The organism is Agrilactobacillus composti DSM 18527 = JCM 14202 (genome assembly GCF_001436375.1).
Lineage (GTDB): Bacteria > Bacillota > Bacilli > Lactobacillales > Lactobacillaceae > Agrilactobacillus > Agrilactobacillus composti.
This window is the reverse complement of record NZ_AZGA01000078.1, coordinates 1-25,240: the sequence shown is the minus strand read 5'-3', so window position 1 is coordinate 25,240 and position 25,240 is coordinate 1. Positions and strand designations below refer to the sequence as shown.

General features: G+C 44.8%; 25 protein-coding genes, 1 tRNA gene and 1 pseudogene. 13 read left to right on the top strand and 14 right to left on the bottom strand.

Annotated features, from left to right (window positions below):
- Positions 1 to 283 (top strand): annotated as a pseudogene (locus FC83_RS17495) (RNA-guided endonuclease IscB); the annotation flags it as partial.
- 370 nt (positions 284 to 653) lie between these two features.
- Positions 654 to 1,514 carry an Ltp family lipoprotein gene (locus FC83_RS13270; protein ID WP_057002871.1) on the top strand — a complete coding sequence of 287 codons (861 nt, stop codon included), beginning with the start codon at positions 654 to 656 and terminating at the stop codon, positions 1,512 to 1,514.
- Positions 1,515 to 1,561: 47 nt separating this feature from the next.
- On the opposite strand, the gene FC83_RS13265 is transcribed toward FC83_RS13270, so the two are convergent.
- Positions 1,562 to 2,848 carry an NlpC/P60 family protein gene (locus tag FC83_RS13265; RefSeq protein ID WP_057002870.1) on the bottom strand — a complete coding sequence of 429 codons (1,287 nt, stop codon included), beginning with the start codon at positions 2,846 to 2,848 and terminating at the stop codon, positions 1,562 to 1,564.
- A 103-nt stretch (positions 2,849 to 2,951) separates the two neighbouring features.
- Here FC83_RS13265 and FC83_RS13260 point away from each other — a divergent pair, with 103 nt between their 5' ends.
- From FC83_RS13260 to FC83_RS16970, 3 genes are all read left to right on the top strand, one after another.
- Positions 2,952 to 4,352 (top strand): C39 family peptidase, encoded by a 1,401-nt coding sequence (locus FC83_RS13260; RefSeq protein WP_052004723.1) that lies wholly within the window; start codon positions 2,952 to 2,954, stop codon positions 4,350 to 4,352.
- Positions 4,353 to 4,776: 424 nt separating this feature from the next.
- Positions 4,777 to 5,142 (top strand): hypothetical protein, encoded by a 366-nt coding sequence (locus FC83_RS13255; RefSeq protein ID WP_035453482.1) that lies wholly within the window; start codon positions 4,777 to 4,779, stop codon positions 5,140 to 5,142.
- A 95-nt stretch (positions 5,143 to 5,237) separates the two neighbouring features.
- Positions 5,238 to 6,074 carry an Ltp family lipoprotein gene (locus FC83_RS16970; protein ID WP_235184302.1) on the top strand — a complete coding sequence of 279 codons (837 nt, stop codon included), beginning with the start codon at positions 5,238 to 5,240 and terminating at the stop codon, positions 6,072 to 6,074.
- Between the two features lie 135 nt (positions 6,075 to 6,209).
- Here the strand turns inward: FC83_RS16970 and FC83_RS13245 are convergent.
- From FC83_RS13245 to FC83_RS13225, 5 genes are all read right to left on the bottom strand, one after another.
- Positions 6,210 to 6,283: transfer RNA gene (locus tag FC83_RS13245), tRNA-Arg, on the bottom strand.
- 62 nt (positions 6,284 to 6,345) lie between these two features.
- Positions 6,346 to 6,759, bottom strand: a complete 414-nt coding sequence (locus tag FC83_RS13240) for a DUF3284 domain-containing protein (protein ID WP_035453480.1) — start codon at positions 6,757 to 6,759, stop codon at positions 6,346 to 6,348.
- A gap of 36 nt (positions 6,760 to 6,795) precedes the next feature.
- Positions 6,796 to 7,092, bottom strand: a complete 297-nt coding sequence (locus FC83_RS13235; RefSeq protein WP_035453528.1) for a PTS lactose/cellobiose transporter subunit IIA — start codon at positions 7,090 to 7,092, stop codon at positions 6,796 to 6,798.
- A 124-nt stretch (positions 7,093 to 7,216) separates the two neighbouring features.
- A complete protein-coding gene (locus FC83_RS13230; RefSeq protein WP_057002869.1) occupies positions 7,217 to 8,479 on the bottom strand; it encodes a DEAD/DEAH box helicase in 1,263 nt (420 codons plus the stop codon).
- 8 nt (positions 8,480 to 8,487) lie between these two features.
- Positions 8,488 to 9,489, bottom strand: a complete 1,002-nt coding sequence (locus tag FC83_RS13225) for a Gfo/Idh/MocA family protein (RefSeq protein WP_035453478.1) — start codon at positions 9,487 to 9,489, stop codon at positions 8,488 to 8,490.
- A gap of 103 nt (positions 9,490 to 9,592) precedes the next feature.
- On the opposite strand from FC83_RS13225, the gene FC83_RS13220 reads away from it, so the two are divergent.
- The 7 genes from FC83_RS13220 (at position 9,593) to FC83_RS13190 (ending at position 14,404) form a co-directional block, all read left to right on the top strand.
- Complete coding sequence (locus tag FC83_RS13220; RefSeq protein WP_052004715.1) at positions 9,593 to 9,955, top strand: DUF4828 domain-containing protein; 363 nt, start codon at positions 9,593 to 9,595, stop codon at positions 9,953 to 9,955.
- A gap of 140 nt (positions 9,956 to 10,095) precedes the next feature.
- Positions 10,096 to 11,412 (top strand): APC family permease, encoded by a 1,317-nt coding sequence (locus FC83_RS13215; RefSeq protein WP_057002868.1) that lies wholly within the window; start codon positions 10,096 to 10,098, stop codon positions 11,410 to 11,412.
- A 23-nt stretch (positions 11,413 to 11,435) separates the two neighbouring features.
- The gene (locus FC83_RS13210) at positions 11,436 to 11,630 is read left to right on the top strand and encodes a hypothetical protein (protein WP_035453476.1); all 195 of its coding nucleotides are present in this window, start codon (positions 11,436 to 11,438) and stop codon (positions 11,628 to 11,630) included.
- A 15-nt stretch (positions 11,631 to 11,645) separates the two neighbouring features.
- The gene (locus FC83_RS13205) at positions 11,646 to 12,563 is read left to right on the top strand and encodes an SPFH domain-containing protein (RefSeq protein ID WP_035453474.1); all 918 of its coding nucleotides are present in this window, start codon (positions 11,646 to 11,648) and stop codon (positions 12,561 to 12,563) included.
- Between the two features lie 147 nt (positions 12,564 to 12,710).
- Entirely contained in the window at positions 12,711 to 12,986 is a 276-nt protein-coding gene (locus FC83_RS13200) for an autorepressor SdpR family transcription factor (protein ID WP_035453473.1), read from the top strand.
- Positions 12,976 to 13,638, top strand: coding sequence for a DUF1648 domain-containing protein (locus FC83_RS13195; protein ID WP_052004714.1), 663 nt, complete (start codon positions 12,976 to 12,978; stop codon positions 13,636 to 13,638). The genes FC83_RS13200 and FC83_RS13195 overlap by 11 nt, the downstream gene beginning before the upstream one ends.
- On the top strand, positions 13,628 to 14,404 hold the full coding sequence (locus tag FC83_RS13190) for a Cof-type HAD-IIB family hydrolase (RefSeq protein WP_035453472.1): 777 nt from the start codon (positions 13,628 to 13,630) through the stop codon (positions 14,402 to 14,404). The genes FC83_RS13195 and FC83_RS13190 overlap by 11 nt, the downstream gene beginning before the upstream one ends.
- Before the next feature lie 60 nt (positions 14,405 to 14,464).
- Here FC83_RS13190 and FC83_RS13185 read toward each other — a convergent pair whose 3' ends face one another.
- Positions 14,465 to 15,565, bottom strand: a complete 1,101-nt coding sequence (locus FC83_RS13185; protein WP_035453470.1) for an ArsR/SmtB family transcription factor — start codon at positions 15,563 to 15,565, stop codon at positions 14,465 to 14,467.
- 104 nt (positions 15,566 to 15,669) lie between these two features.
- On the opposite strand from FC83_RS13185, the gene FC83_RS13180 reads away from it, so the two are divergent.
- Positions 15,670 to 17,049: an MFS transporter gene (locus tag FC83_RS13180; protein ID WP_057002867.1), complete on the top strand. Its 1,380-nt coding sequence runs from the start codon at positions 15,670 to 15,672 to the stop codon at positions 17,047 to 17,049.
- Between the two features lie 47 nt (positions 17,050 to 17,096).
- On the opposite strand, the gene FC83_RS13175 is transcribed toward FC83_RS13180, so the two are convergent.
- The 7 genes from FC83_RS13175 to FC83_RS13145 form a co-directional block, all read right to left on the bottom strand.
- A complete protein-coding gene (locus FC83_RS13175) occupies positions 17,097 to 18,770 on the bottom strand; it encodes a glycoside hydrolase family 13 protein (RefSeq protein WP_035453468.1) in 1,674 nt (557 codons plus the stop codon).
- A gap of 13 nt (positions 18,771 to 18,783) precedes the next feature.
- A complete protein-coding gene (locus FC83_RS13170; RefSeq protein WP_035453466.1) occupies positions 18,784 to 19,611 on the bottom strand; it encodes a PTS system mannose/fructose/sorbose family transporter subunit IID in 828 nt (275 codons plus the stop codon).
- Positions 19,612 to 19,623: 12 nt separating this feature from the next.
- Positions 19,624 to 20,442, bottom strand: a complete 819-nt coding sequence (locus tag FC83_RS13165) for a PTS mannose/fructose/sorbose/N-acetylgalactosamine transporter subunit IIC (RefSeq protein ID WP_035453465.1) — start codon at positions 20,440 to 20,442, stop codon at positions 19,624 to 19,626.
- 17 nt (positions 20,443 to 20,459) lie between these two features.
- Entirely contained in the window at positions 20,460 to 20,951 is a 492-nt protein-coding gene (locus FC83_RS13160; protein WP_035453463.1) for a PTS sugar transporter subunit IIB, read from the bottom strand.
- Between the two features lie 12 nt (positions 20,952 to 20,963).
- Positions 20,964 to 21,392, bottom strand: a complete 429-nt coding sequence (locus tag FC83_RS13155; RefSeq protein ID WP_035453462.1) for a PTS sugar transporter subunit IIA — start codon at positions 21,390 to 21,392, stop codon at positions 20,964 to 20,966.
- A gap of 120 nt (positions 21,393 to 21,512) precedes the next feature.
- Positions 21,513 to 24,080, bottom strand: a complete 2,568-nt coding sequence (locus tag FC83_RS13150) for a sigma 54-interacting transcriptional regulator (protein ID WP_057002866.1) — start codon at positions 24,078 to 24,080, stop codon at positions 21,513 to 21,515.
- A gap of 171 nt (positions 24,081 to 24,251) precedes the next feature.
- Positions 24,252 to 25,100 (bottom strand): hypothetical protein, encoded by an 849-nt coding sequence (locus FC83_RS13145; protein WP_057002865.1) that lies wholly within the window; start codon positions 25,098 to 25,100, stop codon positions 24,252 to 24,254.
- Between the last annotated feature and the right edge of the window lie 140 nt (positions 25,101 to 25,240).

Sequence of the window (25,240 nt, the reverse complement as noted above, 5' to 3'; positions counted from 1 at the left end):
CCGTAAAGTACCCAATATTACGAGTAAACGTAATGCTAAAAACACGAAATTTTCAAACAGCTTTTATCTTAATGACTATGTGCAATTACCTGACGGACAAAAGGGGAATATCAGTGGGTTCAGCGGCAAAACGACTTGTTATGTGAAAGATGGGGGCAACCACTATTTGACTATCAACCCAAAATATAAACAGGTCAATCTAAGCAAACTCAAAGTGATCCGGCACCAAAATAATTGGAACGTTGCTGAGATCCGCACCGCAGTCTATACGATGGCGGGTTAACTTTCTACGAAAGTTAGTGCTATCCATCCCCTGGTTAAAACCAAAGGACTTCCGCACAATTCTATTAAAGTCTTGGATCCTGAGTTATTTAATGAATGGCATACATAATCGTCATGGTATCCCACCTACAAAGACGTTATAATAGAATTAGTAAGCGCTTACCAAAATTATTGTGATGTAGCTAATATGTCCCGACGCCCTGCCTTTGGACTGAGCGCCTATTTTTTGTCTCATGAGAAGTATAATACGTTTGCCTTGTATCTAGCCATTATGCCATAACAAAACCCCATTTCGCGGGAACGAAATGGGGCTAAGTATCCCAAATGGGAAATACAACACAATCTTATTCTACCATATTGGAGGCGTAAAAATGAAAAAGCGACATTTATTAAGTTTAGTCTTGTTACTTATCTTTCCGGTCGTCTTGTTGAGTTGTGCCAGCAGTCAAGCCATGTCTAAAGATCAACTTGAAACATCATTCAATAACATCAGCAGCACCGTCATTAGCAATCTTAAACTAACAAACAGCGCTGATTACAGTCATGCCAAAATGGTTACCCAAGCAAAGAAAGGAATTAACCGCTTAAACGCCGAAGAAGCCAAATTGAACAACAATCATCGTGAACCAGACCTGACCAAGGCCCTGCAAAATTATGCGGCCGTTAGTCGAGATTACCTGAATTCAGTTCAAACCAAAAATGTTAAAGCCCAACAGGTCACCGCTTTTTTCCAAACCACCAACCAAATAGCAAGGGATCACTTTGCCGGCGACAACCCCCAGGCCATCAAAGCCTACAATAACTGGGCCCACACCAACAACATGGCCGATATGACCACTTATCTCCAGGCAAACGATCCAGATACCGCCATAACGGCTGCCAAAGCAACGCCACTGGCCAATGCCCAGTCAAATGCAGTGCCCGCCGAGTACAAGACGGCGCTTTTCAAAGCAGCCACTTATTCCCGGGTCCTGCACAAATCTAAGCAAGGAATTTATGATGAATTGACCGCCGTAGACGGAGACCACTATACGCCCCAAGCGGCGCAATATGCCCTAGCCAATCTAGAGGCTGACTACAACGCCAATGCCTTAGCAGCTGCCAAATACTCCCAAACTGCCCTGGCCATGGCCCCGGAAGAAATTCGCGCCCACTTATTATCAGCTGAGGGTGAAAAGTTTACCCCTTCAGAAGTGACCTATGCCATGCAACGGCTCAATGATTACAAATAGTCTAGACTAATAGTTAAGCTGGTCTGGACATGGGTTACGCCACTAACTTAAATAAAGGGCCGACCAACCCCGGCAACCCAAGAACGCTGCCAATTTTCCACCGGTTGGACCATGATTTGTGGCGGCCAGGATTCAATGACTTGGTTATCTCCCAGGTAAATGGCCACGTGCCAGATCAAACCGCTGCTGGGATCGCGATAAAAAATCAGGTCGCCCCGCTGGCGTTCTGCATAAGGAACTTTCAGCAGTTGCGGATTGTCCCAAAGATTGCGGGATTCCCATTCAAAACCTGGTTGGGCATGGCGAATGGCTGAAGATGGCAAAGGGTTGATACCACTGCTATATAAGGCCTGCATCACCAAACCACTACAATCCGTGCCATAATAAGGGGCTGAAGAAGCCCCAACGATATAGGGTTTGCCCATATATGCATAGGCCGTGGCAATCATGGCTTCGATATGGTCCGCCCGGGCACTGTTGGCGTTGGTCTTCAATGGGGCCACGTAGCTATCGATGTCATACCAATCGCTTTGTTTAAAGCCCATGTGGGTCCAAAAGTTCACATCCACTTCCCCAGTGACCGGTAAGCCCCACTGTTGTTGGAAATATTTGATTTTATTAATGGCCGTTTGATTCAAACTAGCATAGGACCGGTCCATGCCCAGCCACCACAGGGTGAACCAAGTTTTGATACCTTCAGACCCCAAGCCTAGGTTGTAGCCAACCGTGCCTTGGGGTTTAATTTGTGTGGCGCTGATTTGCCAATATTGGCTGGGATTTTGATAAGTCGATTGGGCGGTGGCCTCATTGGCATTGATCCATTGATTGTCAGCTAACTCATACCATAATTGGCCATCGGTGGTTGTCCCGGTGCCACTGACCCGCCATTGGGAACCTTTTGGTAGCCAACGGCCGGTAAATTGATATTGAAACCCGATCCATAAGGGCACGTCACTGTTTAACGTCACCGTGAAGTCTGCAGGCGTCTTGGCACTATGGGGCAATTCCCCCACGTCTTTGGCCTTGACCCATTGATCAGCCCCAATTTCATACCAGGCTTCGCCCCCACTAATAGCTTTATAAGTGGCCAGCCACAAAGATCCTGCCGGTAACGTCCGGTCAGTGGCCGCCCGCCCTGGCCCATTATAAAGCTGGGTGTCCCGTTGTAACCCGATGACAAATCGATCCGGGAGTTTTTCCCCAGTGCTGGCCGGATCGGTGGTTAAGCTAGCTTGAGGCCCTTGCGCCCCCTGGACCAGGGGTGCCGGGGCTAATAGTGCCGTGGTGGTCAGAGCCAGCGCGGTCCAAATAAAACATTTGCCTATTTTTTTCATTTTCTTCTCCCTCCGCCAAAAAAAAATAAATTTATTCGTAATCCTATGATATGATGAAACAATCGAAAAGAAAACAAAAATATTTTTACAGTGGGAGAATGCGATGCAGAAAAAAAGCTGGCTCAGTTTACCCTTATTAGGGGCCGCCCTCTTGGCCCTCAGTAGTGGCCCGAATGTCAAAGCCCAGGCCGCTGTGGCCAATGGTGTCCTTACCTTAGACCAAAGTACCACTTTATATCAAGGTTACGGCAATGCCCCTACCGCGACCGACCGGACGTTGGCCGCTGGGACCCAGTGGCAAATTGCCGCAACTGAAACTTTGGGGAAGACAACTTGGTATCAGGTAGGACCTAATCAATGGGTCACCGAAGACCCGCAATTTAATCCAACTTCAACTTTTGCCCCCATTCACTTGACCCAAGCGGCCACCATCTATGGCTCCCCTGGAGATGCGAGTACTAAAACCCAGCGGGATTTACCGGCTGAATCCGACTGGGCGGTTGGCGCCCAGCAAACAGTCAATGGTGATACTTGGTATGAAGTCGGGGCCAATATGTGGATCACCCAGGCCGCTAGCTTTAACCCGGCAGTTTATCAAGACATCACCCTGGCCCAGCCGACAATGCTGTACACGGGCTACGATGCTAGTCGCCAAAGTACTGGCCGTACCTTGGCCATGGGCTCAACTTGGGTAGTGACCAAAACGGCCCAAGTCAACGGGGCCACCTGGTATCAAATCGGTGATAATCAATGGGTCACCATGACTGACAGCCTCAATCCAGCCCCCGATCATTTCGATAACGCGGTGATGACCATCACCGTCAACAGCCAACAAGGGGCCAGCGTTTATAACAGTTACCAAGCTGGCCGCACCCAAGTCAAAGAACTACCTTTTGGCAGCCAATGGCAAGTTACTCGGCAAGCGGTGGCTGACGATGGTTCTCTTTGGTATCAAGTGGGCGGCGACCAGTGGGTCAGCGCTAACGGTGGCATCACCACCGGCGCAATTTATCCGGAAACCGCGTCATTGACCGGCGTGCCGTTGATTGCCCAACTGCCAGAATTACCCAATGGCTGTGAAATTACCGCCGTCACCATGATGTTGCGCTATGCCGGCGCTGATGTGGACAAAGTCGCCCTGGCCCATGAAATGCCTCGCTCCTCTGACCCTAACCAAGGTTATGTGGGCGACCCTTGGGATGCTTCTGGCGTGACGATTTTCCCACCGGCTTTAATGGGTCTGGTGCAAAAATACGCCGGTAATGCCATTGATATGACGGGGATGTCCTTTGACGCTATCCGCTATCAAATCGGTATTCGCAAACACCCCGTGGTGGCTTGGCAAACACTACATGGCTTTCCTTATCATGCCGTGGTGGTTACCGGCTACACTGCCACTGACGTTACTTACTTAGACTGCTGGAGCAATAGTGCTGCCACTGTCTCAATTGCTGATTTTGTCAGCAATTGGCAGACTCAAAATTTCCGAGCTATTTCTTATTAAACTTAAATCAAAAAATAAACCAGCAGTAAAACATGAAAGACGTATGTGTTAATGTTTTACCGCTGATTTTTATTATCTTAAGCCCAAGATGATTTATCACTTCTATTTTGAAAGTAGACAAGTACAGCTTCAAAACACCTGCATTACATTCATTTTAGCAGTTCCTGAAATAACTTTGACCCTGAACTTAAGGCCGATGCTAAAGGATCTATAAACGGTACTAAACTGATTGTTAGCCTTAAATGCAGCCATACCAGCAGTTTAAATATTCAGTAGTATCATTTTTCTAAAGATACTATAATATATAAAGTAAGCGCTTACTTTTCACTAATTTAAATTAAATTGGCAATAGAACACGTAATCTATTTAAGTTGGTGTCCAATAACTGAAGACCTTAAAAGCTGATTATTTTGGAGGTGTATATATGAAGTCAAAGAATCTTGCACTAACTAACGGGATAGTTGGATTAGTTGGCGGTATTATTCTCATTTTTGGACCTATGCTTATGCTTGGCTCTGCAATGAATGATGTCGAGTCTGGAACCGCAAATACCGCTGGAGTAACCATCTTTCTGAATATTGTAAAACTAGCTATTCTTATTCTGGGGATCACAGCAATTGTTTTCTATCGAAGTACCGAATTAGTGAAAACAGCTGCTCATGTCTTGCTCATCGTTGGTGGTGCCGTTGCGCTGATTCCCTTCCTCGGCTGGGCTGGTGGCATTCTTGCCATTATTGGTGGTGCATTATATCTAACCAGCTTAAAAAATTTCAAGCAAGCAAATAGTTAAAAAAAAAGCCCCCAACCTGCGCAAACAGATTGAGGGTATGTATCTCCGCTTGGGAAATACTGATCAATAATATTTTACCATATTGGAGGAGCAAAATGAAAAAACGAAACTTATTGGGTTTATTGTTACTACTCGTCTTTCCGATGCTGTTGATCAGCTGCTCAAGTAGTGAGGCTAACATGTCTAAGAGTCAACTTGAGGCTTCGTTTAACAGAATCAGCAACACTGTAATGGGAAATCTCCAAATATTTAATAGCGCTAACGGCAGTAGTTCGAAAGTTATTTCTCAAGCTAAGAAGGGCCTTAAAACATTGAACAGCGAGGAGACCAAACTTTCTAAGAACAAGAATGAGAAAGACTTAAACAAGGATTTAAAAAGCTACATTGCAATTGCCAGAAATTATTTAAATTCGGCTAAATCTTATAACGTGGAAGATGAACAGATAGCTTCTTTCTTCCAGGCTGCAAAAAATATATCAAATGGTTATTTCGCCGGTGATGACACCAAGTCTATCAAAGACTACAATGAGTGGGCGGTAAAACATGGCTTTACAAATATCAATTCTTACTTAGAAGCTGCAAAAGCTGAAACAACTTCCGATGAATCTCAAACAACAACCCAGGAAGCCGATGTGCCTACTGATTATAAAACAGCCCTTGTAAAAGCGGCTAGTTATTCCAAGACTATGCACATGTCCAAACAGGATATTCATGACCAGCTGATTTCTGAGTTTGAGCAGTTCTCACCGGAAGCTGCACAATATGCCGTTGATAACTTGGCAGTTGATTATAACGCCAACGCTCTTGCAAAGGCTAAAAGTTACCAATCAACTATGTCCATGTCCCCTGAAGCTATTCGGGATCAATTAACGTCTTTTGAACAGTTTACGGCCGAAGAAGCGGATTATGCAATCCAAAACCTTAATGCTTAAGATTCAATTACCATTTAAAGCTTTTATTTAGGAAAATAAAAAAATAAACCAGCCTCGAAACATTGATTTAACAAGTCCATCAATGCTTCAAAGCTGGTTTTTACGGTTCTCGGAAATCCCCGAAAACCCTTTAATTGTCCCCGGCCAGAATCGAACTGGCGACCTACCGCTTAGGAGGCGGTTGCTCTATCCTACTGAGCCACGGAGACATATAAAAATGGCAGATACCTATCTTATTCTGCCATTTGGAATTTGCATTGTAAAGTCAAACTTAATAGGATTCCTCAATTTGATTCCAGATCCGGCGCAAGTTGCGCTTGCGCAGATTATCGGACATAAATTGACGTACCTTTTCTTTGCTGCGGTCCCATAAAGAAGTGGCCGCTGTCTTTTCAGAATAAATCAGCTGAAAACTTTCAGCATCAATGGGTTTTAAAACATAACTAACAGCGGTCTTGGCTGAGCCAATTTCTGAGGTATACGTGTAATTACGGTTTGGAATGACTTTGGTAATGGTAATCTTATCATCATTATTCTCTGAAGTTTTACGCGTATATTGCATACCCTGTAATTGGTCAACGCGGACACGATGGCCCGTATAGCGGCTGGCATCATAAAGCACCGGATTGATGATCATGCTGTAAAAAAACGTTGCGGGAATTTTCAATACTTGCTTCAGTTCCATACATATCACTCCAAACTGACTGCTTAAGACTAGGACTTACTTATCATCTTTGGCTAAGCGTTGATACAAATCAACAATTTCTTGCGCTAAATCCCGAAATGTAATGGCCGTCATTAGATGGTCTTGGCCATGGATCATTAATAGACTAATATCTACTTCCTCACCACTGGCTTCAGCTGTTAGCAACGCTGTTTCTTGGTCATGCGCTTCTTTTAGATACTTATCCGCTTCAGCCAATTTGGCTTTAGCAGTTTCAAAGTCATTTGATTTTGCAGCTGTGATGGCTGCCATTGCACTGCTTTTAGCATTTCCCCCATTAACTAGCAGACTCATAACAGCTTCTTGATAGCTATAGTTATGACTTTGTTGTGGTTCAGCACTCAATATTTAACGCCCCATTTTCACATTTATACCCCCAAAACATTTGCCTTGGGAATTTAATTTAATTATACAACATTTACCCACGTTTAGGCTTGCCTTTGTTCTTACGATTTTTAACCCGGGATGCTTGTTTCTTCTTACTTTGCTTCAAAGCTTCACTGGTCCGACGGCTGCTATGCCCACTACCTGGGGCTTGGCGGCTGGATTGACCAGTGGTGGTCTTAAATTCCCGATGACTTGGCCGCTCTTGGGTCAATTGACCATCCACTAAATAAACCAACTTCAAAGCCACTTCGGTCCCTAATAACTTTTGCAGGTCCCGTTGGTCATGATCATTACCTAGGGTTAAAACCTGGCCTTGTTTATACATCCGCCCGGTTCGGCCGCTACGGTGGATATAAGCCGTTTCGGTTTCGGGAATATCATAATTCACCACGGTAGTTAAATTATCAATATCTAACCCCCGGGCCGCCACATCCGTGGCTAACAGCAAATTGATTTTATGCTGGCGGAAACTCTGCAGCGCGTGCTGGCGCTGAATCGAGTCTTTACGGCCATCTAAGATAGCCACTGGCACATGCCAATCAGCCATGATATGGGCTACTTTGATCAATTGATTCTTTTGTCTAAAGAAAACCATGCCATAAAAGCTCTTTTGGCGGCTGAGTTCCTTTAAAATTACATTTTTGGCATTGTTATTAGCCCGCAGGAATAAGTGCTCGGTCTTTTGGGTCTTCACTAGCTTTTGCCGGGTATCCACGGTGGTGAAGTCGATATGATTGGCAGTGGCAAAGTCGGTGACGGCCCGGGAAGTGGTGGCCCCAAAGAAGCCCACTTGCAGCGGCTTAGGCAAATGGTCAAAAACCATCTGTAGCTTATCAGCCCCGTTTTCAAATAACAAGGCATCGGCTTCATCTAAAATCACGGCTTTTAACGGCTTGATCTTGATCTTGCCCTTATTCAACAATTCCATCAACCGGCCCACGGTGGCAATGACCAAATCCGGTTTAGCCTTCAGGCGTTCCATTTGGCGCTTCACATTGGTATTACCCGTGACCACTACTTGGCTCATACCTAAGGCTTTGACAAAGGGCTGCAACGCAGCTTGCATTTGATGGGCCAATTCTTGAGAAGATACTAAGATGATTAATTGTAAGCCGGCGTTAGCCTGCATGTTTTGTAAAATGGGCAAACTAAAGGCCAAGGTTTTACCCGTGCCGGTGGGGGCAAGGCCTAAAACGGACTGGCCGTCTGCCAGTAAATCAAAGGTTTTACTTTGAATTTCCGTGGGTGTTTCAAACCCGGCTTGCTGCCAAGCTGTTTCTAAAATAGCATTCATTAAATTATTTATTTCCTTCCATCTTCATCTGCTGGAAAAACAATGCCCGCAGACCGTCGTAAATTATATAATACATGGTTTACATTAATACTCAAACTATTTAAGCGTTCAAAACGCGCCTGATCGTGATTGTTGATGATGTCACCAAAGGCCTGCGCTTCGTGGATCATAGGGTTAGTATCCGGTTGTTGACTCAAGACAATAGGTTGAACCCCAGGGGCTTTGGTCAAAGTGACTTGATTAAATTCCCCGGCATTGTCGATGGTAAGCGTTTGTTTGCCAGAATAAATCTCAGACACCAAATGGGACTGGACGTTTTTGCCAGTATTCAAGGTCACTTGAAAATCCGGATAGGTTAACACTGCCGTCCCCCGGCCATCGATACCGGTGCGTAATAATGTGGGGGTATATTGGACCTTTTCTGGGACACCAAACCAGCTCACCGCATCATAAACCAAGTAAACCCCCAGGTCCTGCAGGGCCCCGCCAGCGAATTCTTTGGTAAAGATGTTGGGAGTGTCACCCTTTAAGAAAGCGTCAAATTTTGAGGAATACTTCATGTAGGTCAATACAGCCCCATCTTGGTGGTCAAACTCAGCAATAGCTTGGGTCACCGCTTGGAAATTAGGTTCGTGGATATGGCGGGCGGCTTCAAATAAGTATTGGCCGGGATGGGCTTGCAACACTTCTTGGATAGTTTGCATCTGTTGTGGATTATCAAAAGCCGGTTTCTCCACAATCACATGTTTGCCAGCTTCTAAAGCCGATTTGACCTGTTGGAAGTGCAAACTGTTTGGCGTTGCAATATAAATCACGTCTAAATCCGAAGCTAAGAAAGCCGTTAAATCATCAAAATACGCCAGCTCTTGCTCAATTTCAACACCAAATTCTTGAGCCCGAGTTAGTTTTCTAGAATACAAAGCTGTCAATTGATAATAGTCGATGGTCCGGATCGCCGCCACAAATTGTTTGGTGAGCCAATTTGTACCAATTAAACCAATTTTTAACATTCAAAACCCTCCTAAAAAACATTTATTGATATATTTTAATCAAAGATATTGAGTTTCCATTTGCCCAAGTGCTATATTTAAAGCAGAGGGGGGAGCAGGCGCCATGGCAGATTTATTCAAACATAGCATTCGCTGGTTAAACGATCGGAGTCAAAGACGTAAAATTAAACGACATGCCAAGGTTGTTGAAAATGTAGAACCGGACTTCTCAACCATTTTCCAGGGCAAATGGGCCTTTGTGGACCCCCATACGAAGAAGGAACATCACATGGTGATCAATGAACAGTTAAAGATCGTCATCGATGGCAAACTATTGGATGGGCACATTATCGGCTTAAGTTCAGATTTACTCACGTTTTTGGATCATTATGGCTTTCAACTCAAGATTTTCGCCCAGGATTTTCATCCCGCTAAAATCTATGATGAATCCAGCGGCGAGACCTATGAAATCAGCGATAAGAACTAGTCATTATCATATCATTGTACCAGGATTTATGCAGTTATTTTGGAAATTATATACTGATATTATTTTCAAGGGTTGGCGCCTTAGTCGCCAACCCTATTGTTTTGCGTCATCAGCTTGAACTAGGAAGGATTTTTGTTTAGATGCAACCGGAAAAATTAAAAAAAGAAATTGGCTTTTTCTCAGCCATTTCCACCGTCATGGGCATCGTCATTGGCGGCGGGGTCTTCTTCAAAATCGCCAATGTGGCCCAAACCACTGGCAGCGCCAGTCTCACCTTATTTGTTTATTTGATTGCCGGTCTGTTGACCATTGCTGGGGGTCTTACCGTGGCCGAATTAGCTGCAGCCATCCCCAAAACCGGCGGTCCTGTGAAATATATTGAATACACCTATGGCAAGCTACCCGCCTTTTTGTTAGGCTGGGCCCAGTCCTTAATCTATTTCCCCGCCAATATCGCGGCGTTAGCCATCATTTTTGCCACCCAGTTCGTGAACCTTTTTGACCTCCCCAACCACCTCATTATTCCCGTGGCTATCGCCTGTGCCACTTCCTTATCGGCCATAAATCTACTCGGTTCTAAAGTAGGCGGGGTCATGCAGTCCATCACCTTAGTGGTGAAACTCATCCCCATTGCCATCATCATTATCTTTGGCCTCAGGTACAATCACCCTATCACTTTCCGGCTATTGCCGGTGCAAGCGGGCATTGGTCACAACTTCACCACCGCTTTTTCTGGGGGATTATTAGCCACCATGTTCGCCTACGATGGCTGGCTCAGCGTGGGCAATGTGGCTGGGGAATTGAAACACCCCGCCAAAGACTTGCCCCGAGCCATTATTTTGGGATTGACCTTTGTCACCGTCGTCTATTTATTGGTGAACTACGTCTTCTTAAGGACCCTGCCCATTATTCACTTAGCCGGTAACCTAAACGCCGCCAGTGACGCCGCTTTACAAATATTTGGCGGCTTTGGTGGCCGTTTGGTCACCATCGGGATTTTAATTTCGGTCTATGGGGCCATCAATGGCTACACCATGACCGGCGCCCGGGTCCCTTACGCCTTAGGAGTGGACAACCTTTTGCCCGCTTCCAAGTGGTTTCAAAAATTAACCAAACATACCAAAGTCCCAATGAATGCGGCTATCTTCCAATTAGCGGTAGTTATTGTTATGATGTTCTTAGGAAGTTTTGATACGTTAACAGACATGTTGGTCTTAGTTATTTGGGCCTTTAGTGTGCTGTTATTTGTGGCCGTCTTCATTTTAAGAAAGCGCCACCCTGAATTAGAACGGCCTTATAAAGTTTTGTTTTATCCCGTGATTCCCATCATCGCTATTATCGGCGGCAGTTTTATCGTGATCTCCACGTTGATCACCCAACCGGGTTTAGCCTTCATTGGTTTAGGCGTGACTGCGCTGGGGATTCCCGTTTATTACGGCCACCAACATTTCAAATAGGCTACACCCTAGGAGGTGGTCACATGCTCGATGAACGCTTAATTGGTGAAAAATTTGTTAATCGCAGCAACAAAGTGAAAGGTACCGTCAGTTTCTTTGGCGTGCTTTATCACTATCACATACAAGGCCACGCTGAAGTTGGCGATGTGCTGGAAGTTATTGCCGTGACCCCGTTGTACTTGTTGGTCCGCAAATTCGCATCAGAATTAACTTATTAGTTAGGAGGTTTTATCATGTCTATTGTAACTTGGATTATCGTGGCCATTGTGGCCTTATTAGTCTTATTCATCATCTTCTCGTCTTTTGCCATTATCCATACTGGTGAAGTTGGGATCGTGGAACGTTTAGGGGTTTATGTTAAAACGTTAGAACCGGGTTTTCATGTGGTCATGCCCATCATTTATCGCATCACCCAAGTGGTGAACTTAAAACAGATCCCCATGAAAATTGCCGAACAAGAAGTTATCACTAAAGATAACGTTGTGGTAAAAGTCTCCGAAACCTTGAAATATCACATCACCGATGTCAATGCCTTTGTCTACAAGAATAAGGATTCTGTCACCAGTATGGTCCAGGATACCCGGGCTCAATTGCGGGGTATTATCGGGAATATGGACTTAAACGAAGTCTTAAATGGCACTGAAACCGTCAACCACAACCTGTTTGATCAATTAAGCGGCGTCACCGCGGGTTATGGGTTGAACGTGGACCGGGTCAACATTGACTCCGTTGAAGTGGATCAAGATATTCAAGAATCCATGAACAAACTCCTGCGGGCTTCCCGGGAAAAAGAAGCCAATATTACCCAAGCAGAAGGTTTGAAACAAGCCGCCATCGCTAAAGCCGAAGGGCAAAAGCAAGCTGACATCCTGGAAGCCGAAGGTGGCAAACAAACGCAAATCCTCCAAGCCCAAGGTCGGGCCGAGAGTCAACGGTTAATCGCCCAAGCCTCCAGAGATCAAATCAACTTCTTAAACGAAGCCTTAAAGGACAACGCCCCAGTTTACTTGCAATATAAGAATATTGAGGCCTTGGAGAAATTGGCCACTGGTCAAGCTAACACCGTGGTTATGCCGAACCAAGCCATTGATACCTTAGGACAAATTCCAGCGGTAAAAGAATTACTGAAACAAAAAACCGCTGATAAATAACCTACTTTTTAAAAAAGTCATCTTCCTTCAAGGTAGATGGCTTTTTGTAAGGCTGCTATTTAGAAATTTATCTAAATAGGTCTTGACTTCTAATGGCCAAACTTAGATAATCTATTTAGAGATATATCTAAATAGGAGGTCAAGCCCATGGGTTTATCCACGGCCATGAAAGCCTTAGCCGATCCCATTCGCCGGCAAATCTTGGAGCAGTTAAAAAGTGGTCCCAAGACGGCTGGGGAAATTGCCCAAAACTTTGAATTGACCAAGGCCACAATTTCGTATCACCTGAAATTGTTGAAACAAGCGGAATTGATCAGTGAAACCAAGGACAAAAATTTTATTTATTATAATTTAAACGCCAGTGTTTTCGAAGATATTTTAAGCTGGCTCTATGATGTGGGAGGCAAACGACATGAAACGTAACTTAAGACGCTTAACTTGGCTCACGACGCTGGTGACTCTTTTACCAATTGTGGTGGGCTGGCTGGTTTACCCCACGTTACCCGCCCAAGTGGCCACTCATTTTAACTTCCATGGCAGTGCCGACGCTTTTGCCAACAGGGCCTTCGTGGTCTTTGGCCTGCCAATTCTCATGGCGTTATTGCAACTGTTGCTCACGGGTATTTACCGCTTTAGCCTCAAACATGCGGAAGCAGCGCCTAAGATGGAACCCATTTTGTTTAGCGTCATCCCCCTGGTGACCTACGTGGCCTACTTTGCCACCTTAGGTTACAACCTGGGGCTGCCGGTGGATATACGCCGCATCGTGGTGGCGTTGGTGGCTTTAATGTTTATCATGCTGGGGAATTACCTGCCCACTGTCCCTTACAGCCAGCAACGCTATTCCCATATTGGCTGGGGCAAGCGGACAGCGGCCGATTGGACCAAATACAGCCGGGCCATGGGCTACACCATGGTGATCACCGGGATTTTATTGTTCCTCAGCCTCCTGTTCAGCGCTTGGGTATCCATTGTGGTTTTGGCGGCTTTCTTTCTGGTGACCTTTTATTTAATCTTGCACCTGTACCTTGGCAAACAAGATAAGCATCGCGGAGGTAACCCAGATGACAATTAAAAAAGTACTTTTCTTCGATTTAGATGGCACATTATGTCCGAATCATGATTTAGTCCCCGCGCCGGGGATCGTGCCCATATTTCATAGCTTTAAAGACCGGGGAATTTTACCGGTGATTGCCACAGGGCGTAGCTTGTATGAGGTAAAACCCTTGTTAGAACAGCTGCAAGTCGAATCTTATATTTTAGCCAATGGCTGTTATATCGTCTATCAAGGCAAAGTCTTGCAGGACTCCCAATTCCCAGTGGCCACCATCGAAGAACTGCTGGCCCTGGCCAAAATCCACCACCATGATGTGGGTTTCTTTAACCAACAACGTTGTGCCGTCACCGGATTCAATCCGCGTACCCGGGCTCATATTGATCAAATGCAGCTGGCACCTTGTGAAATCGATCCGCTGTTTTATCGGCATAACCATACGAATTTCTTAAACATTTACGTCAATGCTGACCAAGAAGGTCTTTATACCCAGGCCTTCAAAGATAAGCTAGAGATTGTCCGTTACGCCCCCTTTGCCGTGGACGTTTTGCCAGAACAAGTCTCAAAGGCCCATGGCATTGACCGCTTATTGGCTGAACATGATTTGTTGCATGTCCCCACCTATGCTTTTGGGGATCAAAACAACGATTTATCCATGTTCGCCCGGGTGGATCATGGCATCGCCATGGCCGTGGCCACACCGGCGCTGAAGCAATTAGCCAGTTATGTGGCCACCTCCGAATTTGGAGTGGTGGAAGGCTTGAAACATTATCAATTAATTGATTAAGTATATAAATAACGACCTGTCACATTAATTACGCTGACAGGTCGTTATTTATTTAGCAAACTATGTTTCTGACGTCAAATAAGTATAAAATCCTGGCATTAACTCATTGATCAAACTAGTAGGTTCATACAATACAAATTTACCTTTTTTCACAGTCATTACTAGTTGGGCTTCTTTTAGCAATTTAAGGTGATGCGACACAGTGGAATCACTCATTGTCAGAATTTGCCCCAATGCTTGGGTAGTATAGGGCTGGTCAGCTAGATATTTCATCATTTTTAAGCGAACGGTATCACTCAACGCTTTAAAAATGACGGCTAATTTATCTGGACTAATTCTAGCCTTGAGTTTATCTAAGGCATCATAGTTGATGACTACCCCATATTTAAATTGGTTCACAAATAGATGGGGCCAGATAAAATAGCTGGGTATTAGTAAGATGGCATCTTGATCTGATAATTGAATCTTTTCAGTAAAGGGTTTTGTTACCACCAGTTGATTTTGCTGCCAATGCATTCGATCTACTTGTAAATGGTTAATTAACCCAACAAAGCCATTCTGGCGTAAATATTCAGATTGTTGTCTAATTTCATTGCGTAAAAAAGTAGCCAGTCCCTTTTCCTGCCAAGTTTGGTCAAAGACCTGTTGCCGATAAACTGTCAAAAATGCAAATAAGTGCTGGTAAACTTGAGCTGGTGCCTGGGCTAAGTCCTTTAGCAAATTACCACTTTGAGCTAAATTAAACCCTTGCCACTCTAAGCCCTTGGCTAATTCAGGAATATATTGATTCTCCCGGTCATTGGCAACCTTTTGTAAACTTGCACCAATAATTTTTGAGTCTACAGATGCTAAATAAACTTTTAATTGCTGTATCTCGGTGTCCAAATCTGATGCCAAGTTTTCAAAGTTATCAAATAATATTGATGGGACCCCTAATTCATAAAATAAACTGAAATAATGCAAGTCATTGAAAAACTCATTCGGCAGTTTTTGTTTGGCTTCTAGCGCCCACTCGATATTCATCCCGTGGTGCCGCGGATTTAATAGAACATGTAGACTACGAAATAATTCATTTAAGGGGGAATAGATAAACTGGACCCGTTGGGTTAAAGTCTCGTTATTTTGCAAGGTATAGGCGCCAAAATCTATCGTAATCGTCACGTACTGATCTCCTTTGATTTCAAAATTCTTGAATCGTTTGAATGTTGCTCAATCATATTTTATCATTGACGTCAGTTAGATTAAAGGAGATGCCAAGATATTTTATGAACACCAAAACACGGAACAGTTTCATTACTTTGATTGCGGGGATGGGTATGCTGCTATCAACTTTAGACACGGGTATCATCAATGTGGCACTGCCTTTCTTACAACATCAATTTCACGCCACCACCAGTATCACAGCCCTTAGCGTCATTGGTTATACCATGAGCTTGGCTATTTTTATTTTGCCCTTTGGTTATCTCAGTGATCGCTTCGGTAAATTAAAAATTTCTCTAATCGGCCTAGTTATTTTTGGACTTGGTTCCATCCTTTGTGGCGCCGCTAACAGCATTGAAGCGCTGATTGGATTTCGAGTTTTACAAGGTATTGGTGCTGCCGCGCTACAGGCAACTTCGGCGGCCTTAATTACCACCCTCATTGACCGCCAATATGTGCCCAGTGCTTTGGGCATCTTAGGCATCATGATTGGGCTAGGCCCTGTCTTAGGCCCATCTATTGGTGGCTTTTTCTTGGCTTTCAATATGTGGCGTTTTATTTTTTGGATCAACGTTTCCTTCGCGATTATTGGTATCATTTGCAATGCCCTTTTGTTGAAAAGTATATCAGAAAATTATCACAAGCTTACCTTTGATGGCGTAGGCGCGCTTATTACTGCCTTGATGGTCATTAGTTTATTATCTGGTTTTTCACTCTTAGGTAATCGCACGTACTTAAAGACCGGGCTAAGTTTGGTCATTGTGGGTCTAATCATCAGTTTCTTGTTTTACCACTTTGAATTGCGCCACAAAAACGCGTTAATCAATTTTAAAGCATTGAACCATACGCCAAAAAGTTGGCTTTATTTAAGTCAAACCGTGGTCTTCGGCTTTGCTTCGGCAATGATTTTTCTCCTACCGCCATTCATTTTTGAAAAATTACTGCATCTAAACGTTGGTTTAACTGGCTTACTGGTATTAGGCGCACCAGTTGGGTTAGTGTTATTCTCCAGAATTTCCAGTAATCAAAATGATGGCACTCAAAATAACCGCTTCAGTTTGCTGGGACTGGGTATCATTGCCCTAGCATTAGTGGGCTTAACGTTCATGAATCAACAATGGCCCGCGCTAATCACTACAGGTTTATTGTTAGTCTACGGGATTGGGGGCGGCTACTTTCAGCCCGCTAATATCGCAGCCATCATGCAAGTCGGTTCCCAACAAACCCAAGGTAGCATCGGCGCCTTACAGCGCATGGCTCAAAATATTGCCATTGCTAGCGGCACTGCTATCGGTTCCACTATCTTAAATTTAGCTGCTGGTCACTTAAGCCTGGGTATCAAACTCAGTTGGTTGGTCACTTTGATCTTAGTCGTGACAGTTTGTCTATTGAGCCTGTGCTTAAAACTTGAAACATCGAAAACATCAGATAACAAAACCATATGACGTCAAAACGCCCTACAGTCACAGCTGCAGGGCGTTTTTCGAATATATTAGGATTCTTTTTCTAAAATAACCGCTTCGTAAGGCCGTAATGTCGTAGCCACTTCAAAGTCAGAATAGTTATTCAAAATCACTTTAGCTTGGCGCCAATCTTTTAATAACGCCAAGTCCTGGTCGGTTGTGGATAAATTAGCCGCAATCAACCAGGTTTTTCCCGCCAATTGTCGTTGGTAGACGAACAAATGGGGGTCCTTAGGCAACAGTAAGTCAAAGCTGCCATCTGTTAGAATGGCCTGGGTATGGCGCAGGTGAATTAAAGCCTTGTAATAGCGGGATACAGACTGGGCTGCTTGTTGATCAGCAGCCACGTTTACCTTAAGATAATCGGGATTCACCGTAAACCAAGGTCTACCCGTGGTAAAGCCGGCTTGCGATGTAGCGTTCCACTGCATCGGCGTCCGGGCGTTGTCCCGGCTGATTTGCCGAGCAGCCTTTAAAAAGTCGGCGGCGCTAATGCTGTGATTATCTTGCACCAATTTTTGATAATTGGTCTTTAGTTCAATATCTTCATAGTCCTTCAGCTCAAAGTCCGGATTGGTCATGCCAATTTCTTCCCCTTGGTAAATGAACGGGGTCCCTTGCAGACCATGCAAGATCGTGGCAAAGGCCGTAGTGGATTCATAGCGGAAATGTTTGGCATCCCCCCAGCGGGATGGGGTCCGGGCCCGGTCATGATTTTCAAAATACAGGGCATTCCAACCATGATCCCGCAAAGCATTTTGCCAGTTGGCCAAGATATGCTTTAAAGCCACCACATCTAAAGGTGCCACGGCCCAGCGGCCATTTACATCCCCAGGTTGGCGGTCCACATGCATGTGCTCGAAGGTAAAAATCATATCCAATTCTTCTCGGCTAGGGTCCACCAATAACCGGGCATCCTGGCTTTTAGCATCAGGAGACTCCCCCACGCTCATCATTTGGAAGGGTTTTAAGACTTCTTGGTGCATCTCCTGGATAAATTCGTGCATCCGGGGACCATCGTTTTGATTAGCCACTACATACTTTAAACCATGGGGATTGGGATTATCCGGGAAGTTTTGGTCTTTAGAAATAGACGTGATCACATCCATGCGCCAGCCGTCCACCCCGTGGGCTTTCCAATAGCGCATGATGTCATAAATCCCCTGACGTACCAAAGGATTCTCCCAATTCAAATCTGGCTGACCGGGGGCATAATAGTGCAAGTAATACTGCTGGCGGGCTGGGACATAGGTCCAAGCGGAGCCCCCGAAGTTAGACCCCCAGTTATTAGGTTCAGAGCCATCAGGTTTAGGGTCCCGCCAAATGTAGAAATCACTGAAATAATTATCCCGGGATTTTTGGGATGCCTGAAACCAAGCAGCCTGATCCGACGTATGGTTGGCCACTAGATCCATGATGATTTTGATCCCCCGGCGATGAGCCTGGTCAATCAGGGTTTGAAAATCAGCGTTGGTGCCAAACATCGGGTCAATCCGGCGATAATCACTGATGTCGTACCCATTGTCCACTTGGGGAGATTGATAAATGGGACTGAGCCACAGGGCGTCTACCCCTAAATCCTTGAGATAATCTAACTTTTTAATGATACCGGGTAAATCACCAATCCCATCCCCATTAGTGTCTAAGAAACTCTTGGGATAGATTTGATAAATCACGGCGTTTTGCCACCATTGTTTCGTCAAACTATATTACCTCCTAAACGATACCGACTAAGGCCAGTAAAATCGCAATCACTAAGGTACCTAAAATCAACCAGTTGATCGAGACATTCTTCTTACGCAATAGCCAGAAACATAGCAAAGTAATGCCCAAAGGCAAGATCCCGATGAAAATTTGGTTTAACATGTCCTGGGTTTTCAAAATCGTCTTGCCACCCATGACCATATTCCACTTCACGGAGAGTTTGACCATACTGCTGGTCATGGCCCCTACCATCATTAGCCCCACAATACTGGCGGCTTTGGTCATGATATTGATCAGGCCCTTTTCATACAGGTCACTGATGTAACTGGATCCTAAGGTATAACCCAATTGACCGCCGTACCACCGCACCAACTGTACGGGGATGTTGAAAATCAGTAGAAAAATAATTGGGGCTAGGAAATTGCCGCTTTTGGCTAAACTAATGGCAATCCCCCCGGCAATGACCCGCAGGACACCCCAGAAAATGGAGTCCCCGATCCCGGCCAAAGGTCCCATCAAACTGGTTTTGATGGCGTTGATGGACTCCGCGTTGAAGTCGGCCTTTTCGCTATTTTGTTTTTCCATGGAAGCGGTGACCCCCATGATAAATGGCGACATGGCTAAGTTGGTATTAAAGTAAGCCATGTGCCGCACTAACGCATCTTTTTTGTCAGCGGCGTTTTTATAAAAATGATTGATCCAAGGCATCATTGAGTATTCAAAACCGGAAGCCCCTTGCTTGGCAGGGGTAACGGCGGAATACAAGGTAAAGGAACGCCAATAAGTTTGACGCAACATTTTCTTCTCTTCTGCACTTAATTTAGCAGTGATTTTTGACATAATTTTATACTCCTAACCGAAGAAATCGTCGTCTTCTTGTTGTGATTTCGATTCACCACTGTGGTCCACGGCACTTGCTGCAGCAGGTTTAGCTTGTAATTGATGAATCTGAAAATCTCGTTGGGCAATCAAGATGGCAATGATCACGCCCATGACGGCTACGGCAATCAGTGGAATCTTGAAGTAAGCTACGATCAAAAAGCCCAAGAAATAAAATACCGAAATATTTTTGTCCCACAGAATTTTCATCAACATGGCCATCCCCACAGCCGGTAAGACATTACCGGCAACGGTTAAACCATGGACAATCACGGCTGGAATCAATTTCAAAGCGGCTTGCGTGGCACTGGAGCCCACTAACATAGCAAAGAATGGGATCAAAGCATATAAAAACCACTGCAACCCCCACAAACCAAAGTGCAACCGGACGATGCCTTTTTCATTGCCTTCAGCTGCCAAAGTGTCAAAGCGGCTGGCAAAAGGCCCAACCACGGCAACATACAATAAAGTTTTAATTTGTAACCCGATAATCCCTAATGGAATCGCTAAGGGTAAAGCCACCCCTAACCCGCCGTGCATGTTAATGGCAAAAGCTACGGCTAACGCTGAGGCCAAACCCGGTTCAGCGGCACTAGCGCCACCGATATTGACAATACCCATGAAAATAGTTTCTAGAGAGGCCCCAATGGTTAAGCCCGTGGGTAAATCCCCTAATAATAGCCCAATTAATGGTCCCACCACGATGGGTCGGCCCAACATGGTCAATCCTAGCAATTCCTGGCCCCCAACGGTTAAGAAGACCACAATTGCCACGGCAAATGCTTCGTACATATACGTTTCCCCCTAGCTTAAAGGCCCATCTTTTGAATTAAATCACTGGCCAATTCCTTTTTATCACTTGGCAAATTTTGTAGCGCTGTTTCTGGATAGATTTTAACCAAAGCCTTCAAAGCCGTAATTTCAGCATCGGTCAGCATGACAAATTGTGATAAAGTCGTTTTCTTAGCTTCAACAGCTTTGCCCACATTGCCAATGTTAACGTAATCAATGTTTGGCAAGGCTTGGGCTAGTTTCAAAGCATCTTCAATGGTCCGCACTAACACAAAGAGTTTCATTTTATCAGCCCGGGGATCTTGCAGCAATTTGATGGCGTCATCTGTAGATTTGATGATCACTTTGATACCACTGGGTACAGCCATCTTCAAGGCCATTTGTTGGGTTTCATTTTGCGCCGTGGCATCATTGGCCACCACGATGCCATCTAATGTGAGTTCCCGGGACCAGACCATGGCGATTTGGCCATGAATTAAACGTTCGTCAACACGTAAAGCTTTAATCATTTTAATTTCCTCCTAGTTTAAAAAAGAATCATCATCATTGAGTTTTGGATCTGGGGCGGCGACTTTAACTTGTTCGATCGCCTGTTGCCCCACGGTGATCAACTTAGTCACGTAAGCTTGATCAATGGGCGTTGTTGCCAAAATGGCTTCCATGATCATGGGTAAATTGAAACCGGCAATTACAAAAATATTGGCCCGGTCCATGACTTTCACCGCAATTTTTTGATTCACACTGCCGCCTTTAATATCGGTGAAAATAATGGCTGTATCCTCCGTTTGAATCGTGGCTAAAGCAGCGTCTAATTGCTGGTCTAAATCTAAATCTCCTTTGGCATAAGCTGAAATATACGTTATATTCTTTTGATCTCGAGCAAATAAGTCGATGGTACTGGCCATCCCCTTTGCCAAGTCACCATGTGAGGCAACGATGAAACGTCTCATAATTTGTCACTCCTTCTTGGGTTTACACTTATCTATAAGCAAGAAGCGTGCCAAATGCATCATACCGGGGTTTATCGGGGCAAAAAAATAGTGCTTAATCGAGATTAAGCACTACCCATATTAAATATAAGGTTTTAGGAGTTGATACATCAACGAGATTTCGTAATCTTCAATTTTAATGTTGTACTTCATCTCCACCCCTTTAAAAATACTCCGGGACACGGAATAAAATTCCCGTTCCTTATCACTTTGAGGCTGATAAGCTGCCCCTTGGCCCGTCCGGGAGGTTAGAATCATCCGCTCGATCATCAAGGATAAATGCATGTACAGGTTCAACTTGATTTTCCCGTCTAATTCAATGCCATAATAATCCTGGTAACGGTCGGTAATTTTTTGAACCTCACCGATAACAATATCCGGGTTCATGAATTGCAGCCGGTCTTTGACCCCTTCGATGCTAAAGAAGCGCAGCATTTGGTCCATCAAATTTTTAACACTCTTTTTCGATTCCCCAGCGGCCATAAGCAAGTGCTCCAGACACTGATAACCGGGCTTTTCCATGATGTCATAGATATTGATCACATCGATGTTCAAATCACTTTTAATATCCGTGGTGGTAATGACAAATTGCGTGTTATTAAAAAAGCGCTGGTCGTTATTTTCTAAAATCATATTGAGATCTTTATAGTCCTCGGTGGTGATCTCCAGCTTCCCAGAAAGGGTGGCGGTCATCATCTTTTTGATTTCTTCTGACAGTCCCACCCCAGACATACAGGAGACAATGACATTTTTTTGATTGGATAGACCTTCATAATACTGGGTATCCGTGGTCTCGCCAAACTTCAAGGAAGCCTTGGCGATGCTTTCAAAGCTGTCATTACGCTGGATGCGCAGCCCGATATCTAAGGCCATGGCTGTGGTCAAGTTGTTCACCACCATCAATTCTTGGTCGGATACATCGCGGATCTCTGTGAACATCTGCCGCAAAGACCCCATGTCAAACAACACTATGGTCCCCTTGGCACTGGCGCTTTGACTGGCCAGGTATTGCTGGACTTGACGGCTGATATCCTTCACAGAAACATCCACCGACATGTCCAAAGCGCTGAATAAATAATTGCCACAAAGATTGTTCACTACGCCTTGAATGCTAGCGGCAGTGCTTTGGCCATGGGCCAGTAAAATCCCATTAAACTGAATTCCTTCGATTTTGTCCACCCAAGTTGCCAATAAGGGGAAGAATAATAAATTATTCAGCTCTTGATCAGGCTGTTCAAACAAGGCTGCACTAAATTGCTGGAACAGGTATAAACTGCGGGGAAAACGTTTATGAATAGCCTTGGTCAAGGTTTGGTCTTGCCCTGGCGCATTACTTTGACTCAGCTCAATCACCAGCAACGTTAAAGCACAGACATACCAAAAATCGTCATCTTCGGGCAATTTGATGCCATAGCGACTGGCCAGCGTAGCCTGATAAGCTTTTTTCAGCCGGCTTTGGATCGTGACCACTAATTGCGGCTCCACCACGGGTTCAATAGTTTTCACGGCCTTGCGGACCAGTAGACTCTGTTCGGTGACTGATTCATTGGCCGCTAAGGATTGGCTTAATTTGGCTTTTAGGGCCGTCAAGGCAGCATGCTTGTCAATCACTTGGCTAATAATGTTATTTAACTGTTCAGAAGTATACCCCGCTTTTGGTTGAATCAAAATATTGGCGTCATCCACCACATTCACCGGAATCACTGGTGCGTTGCCCTGGGCGGTATAGGCCGCCGCACATAACAGTTTCACGTCATTTTGCACCGCCCCCACATTGCCAGGCTTGTCCACTCGAATCAACTGCAATAAAGTGGCGATGGCCACTTGATAAGGCCGCTGAACCCGCACTGCTTCTTGTTCAAAGGCATGGACCACGATGGCTAGCCGTTCAGATAAGGGCCTTTCAATGAAGGTGGGGATGGTCACTTGCAGGGGAATACGCCGCAGTAAGGTTTTTAAGAGCGTGTCCTCTACTTTTTCCGTGGTGGCAAAAATAAAGCGCACGTTGGCTTTACGGGGTTGGCTGGTTTCACCTAAAGGGTAAAATTGGCCTGTATCCAGGAGGGAAAATAATTTTTCTTGGCTGGATTGGGGCAGGCGGTGGACTTCGTCTAAGAATAAATACCCCTGATCTGCCTGATCAATCAAACCGGTTTTATCGCTCAAGGCCCCGGTAAAAGCGCCTTTCTTATAGCCAAATAAAATCGAAGATAATAACTCCGGATTATTAGCATAGTCCGCCGCATTCAACACCACAAACTTAGCTTGGGGACCAATCACCCCTAGGCGCTTGGCTTCTTCAAAAATAATATTGGCAAAAAAGCTTTTCCCTACCCCACTGGGCCCCGTGATCAATAAAGGAAACCCACTAGGGGGATACACAATAGCCTCCAAACAACGGTCGGTAATGGCTTGCAAACTCCCCTTTGCCCCAATCACCTGGTCAAAGGCAGTCCGGGGGGCTTTGACCTGCCAATAAACCGGTCGGGTGCCACTTTTTACCAACTTGCCGGCACTATGGAGCTGGGACAAATAAGCACTGACCACGCCCCGGGTTAAGCCCGCAATATCGGCCACTTGCTGGGTAGTTAACTTTTGATCGGCGTAATCTTGGTTTAAGGTTCTATAGATTTTATCAATGGCTTTCAATAGATTTGGCCACTCCTTTAAGCACTAATTATATTTTTAAGCACTAATCATAGTGGTTATTATCCCTGTTAACGCTCAAAAAGTACAGGAAAATACAAACAGAGCGCTAAAAAAGCTGGCGCTCTGTCCCATTACTTGTTTATCTAAAATTTCGGCTCAGATTTATCTAAGTTAGCTACGTGCTGTTCGGCGCTGATTGAATACCTGTGGTAGATATAGCAGTGCAAGCAACATCAGCGCTAATAGGCCATAAATCAAACTGGCGATGTTATTCGCCTGATCCACCGGCAGTAAAACGGTCACGCCATTCACATAAATAAACCAAAATAAAATACTGCTGACGGTTAAAAGCCGCGGGTTTTTGGTCCACGTATTGGTTAATTGTGAAAATAACGCGACAACAATACCAAATACAACTAACACCCCTGCTGTTTGCGGCTGCTTGCTGACAAATGGCAAGACTAAAATAATTGCAAATAGACAACCACAAATCGACGTGATTATTCGAATATGGCTCTGCGCTTTAAAAATCGTCGCTAACCAATCTTCCATTCCTGGGGTCCTGATAACACTACCTAAATTCACAAAAATTGTCAGGCCCATTAAGAAAACTAGCGGCAATAAATATGGCATCGCAACTGTGGCGGGAACGATAAACGCCACAACCCAAGCAATTAGCAAACCCACGACCGCAATAGGCGAGGCCGACTTTAACAAGAAATAGCATTGCTGTTTAAAAAGTACCCCATAATTAAATTTTGTTGCTAAAGTCTGTGGGATATAAGCACTAGGAACAGCTTCTTTATTATGATTGACGACAGCTGGTTGTTTATCCTGTTGTCGGGACGAAGCCTTTGGAACATGTCGGTAAGCGATGATTATCGCAGCAATACCAACAATTATTAAAATAAATAGCAGTTCAAAAAATAATGACTGCCAAGCAGCAGTCGTAAGGGTCACCCCGCCAATAACTAGGTTATGCCGGCCGGGCCCAACGGAGCTTACATTAGAAAATACCATAATTTGCGATGCCGCTTTACCACTCGCCTGAATACTAGCTTGATCAATAGTATTTTTAATAAATCTGAATCCAGAAATACTAACCTGATACTATCCCTTTAGAGAGCACCAGAGAAAAACAAAAATTTCTCTGGTGTGAT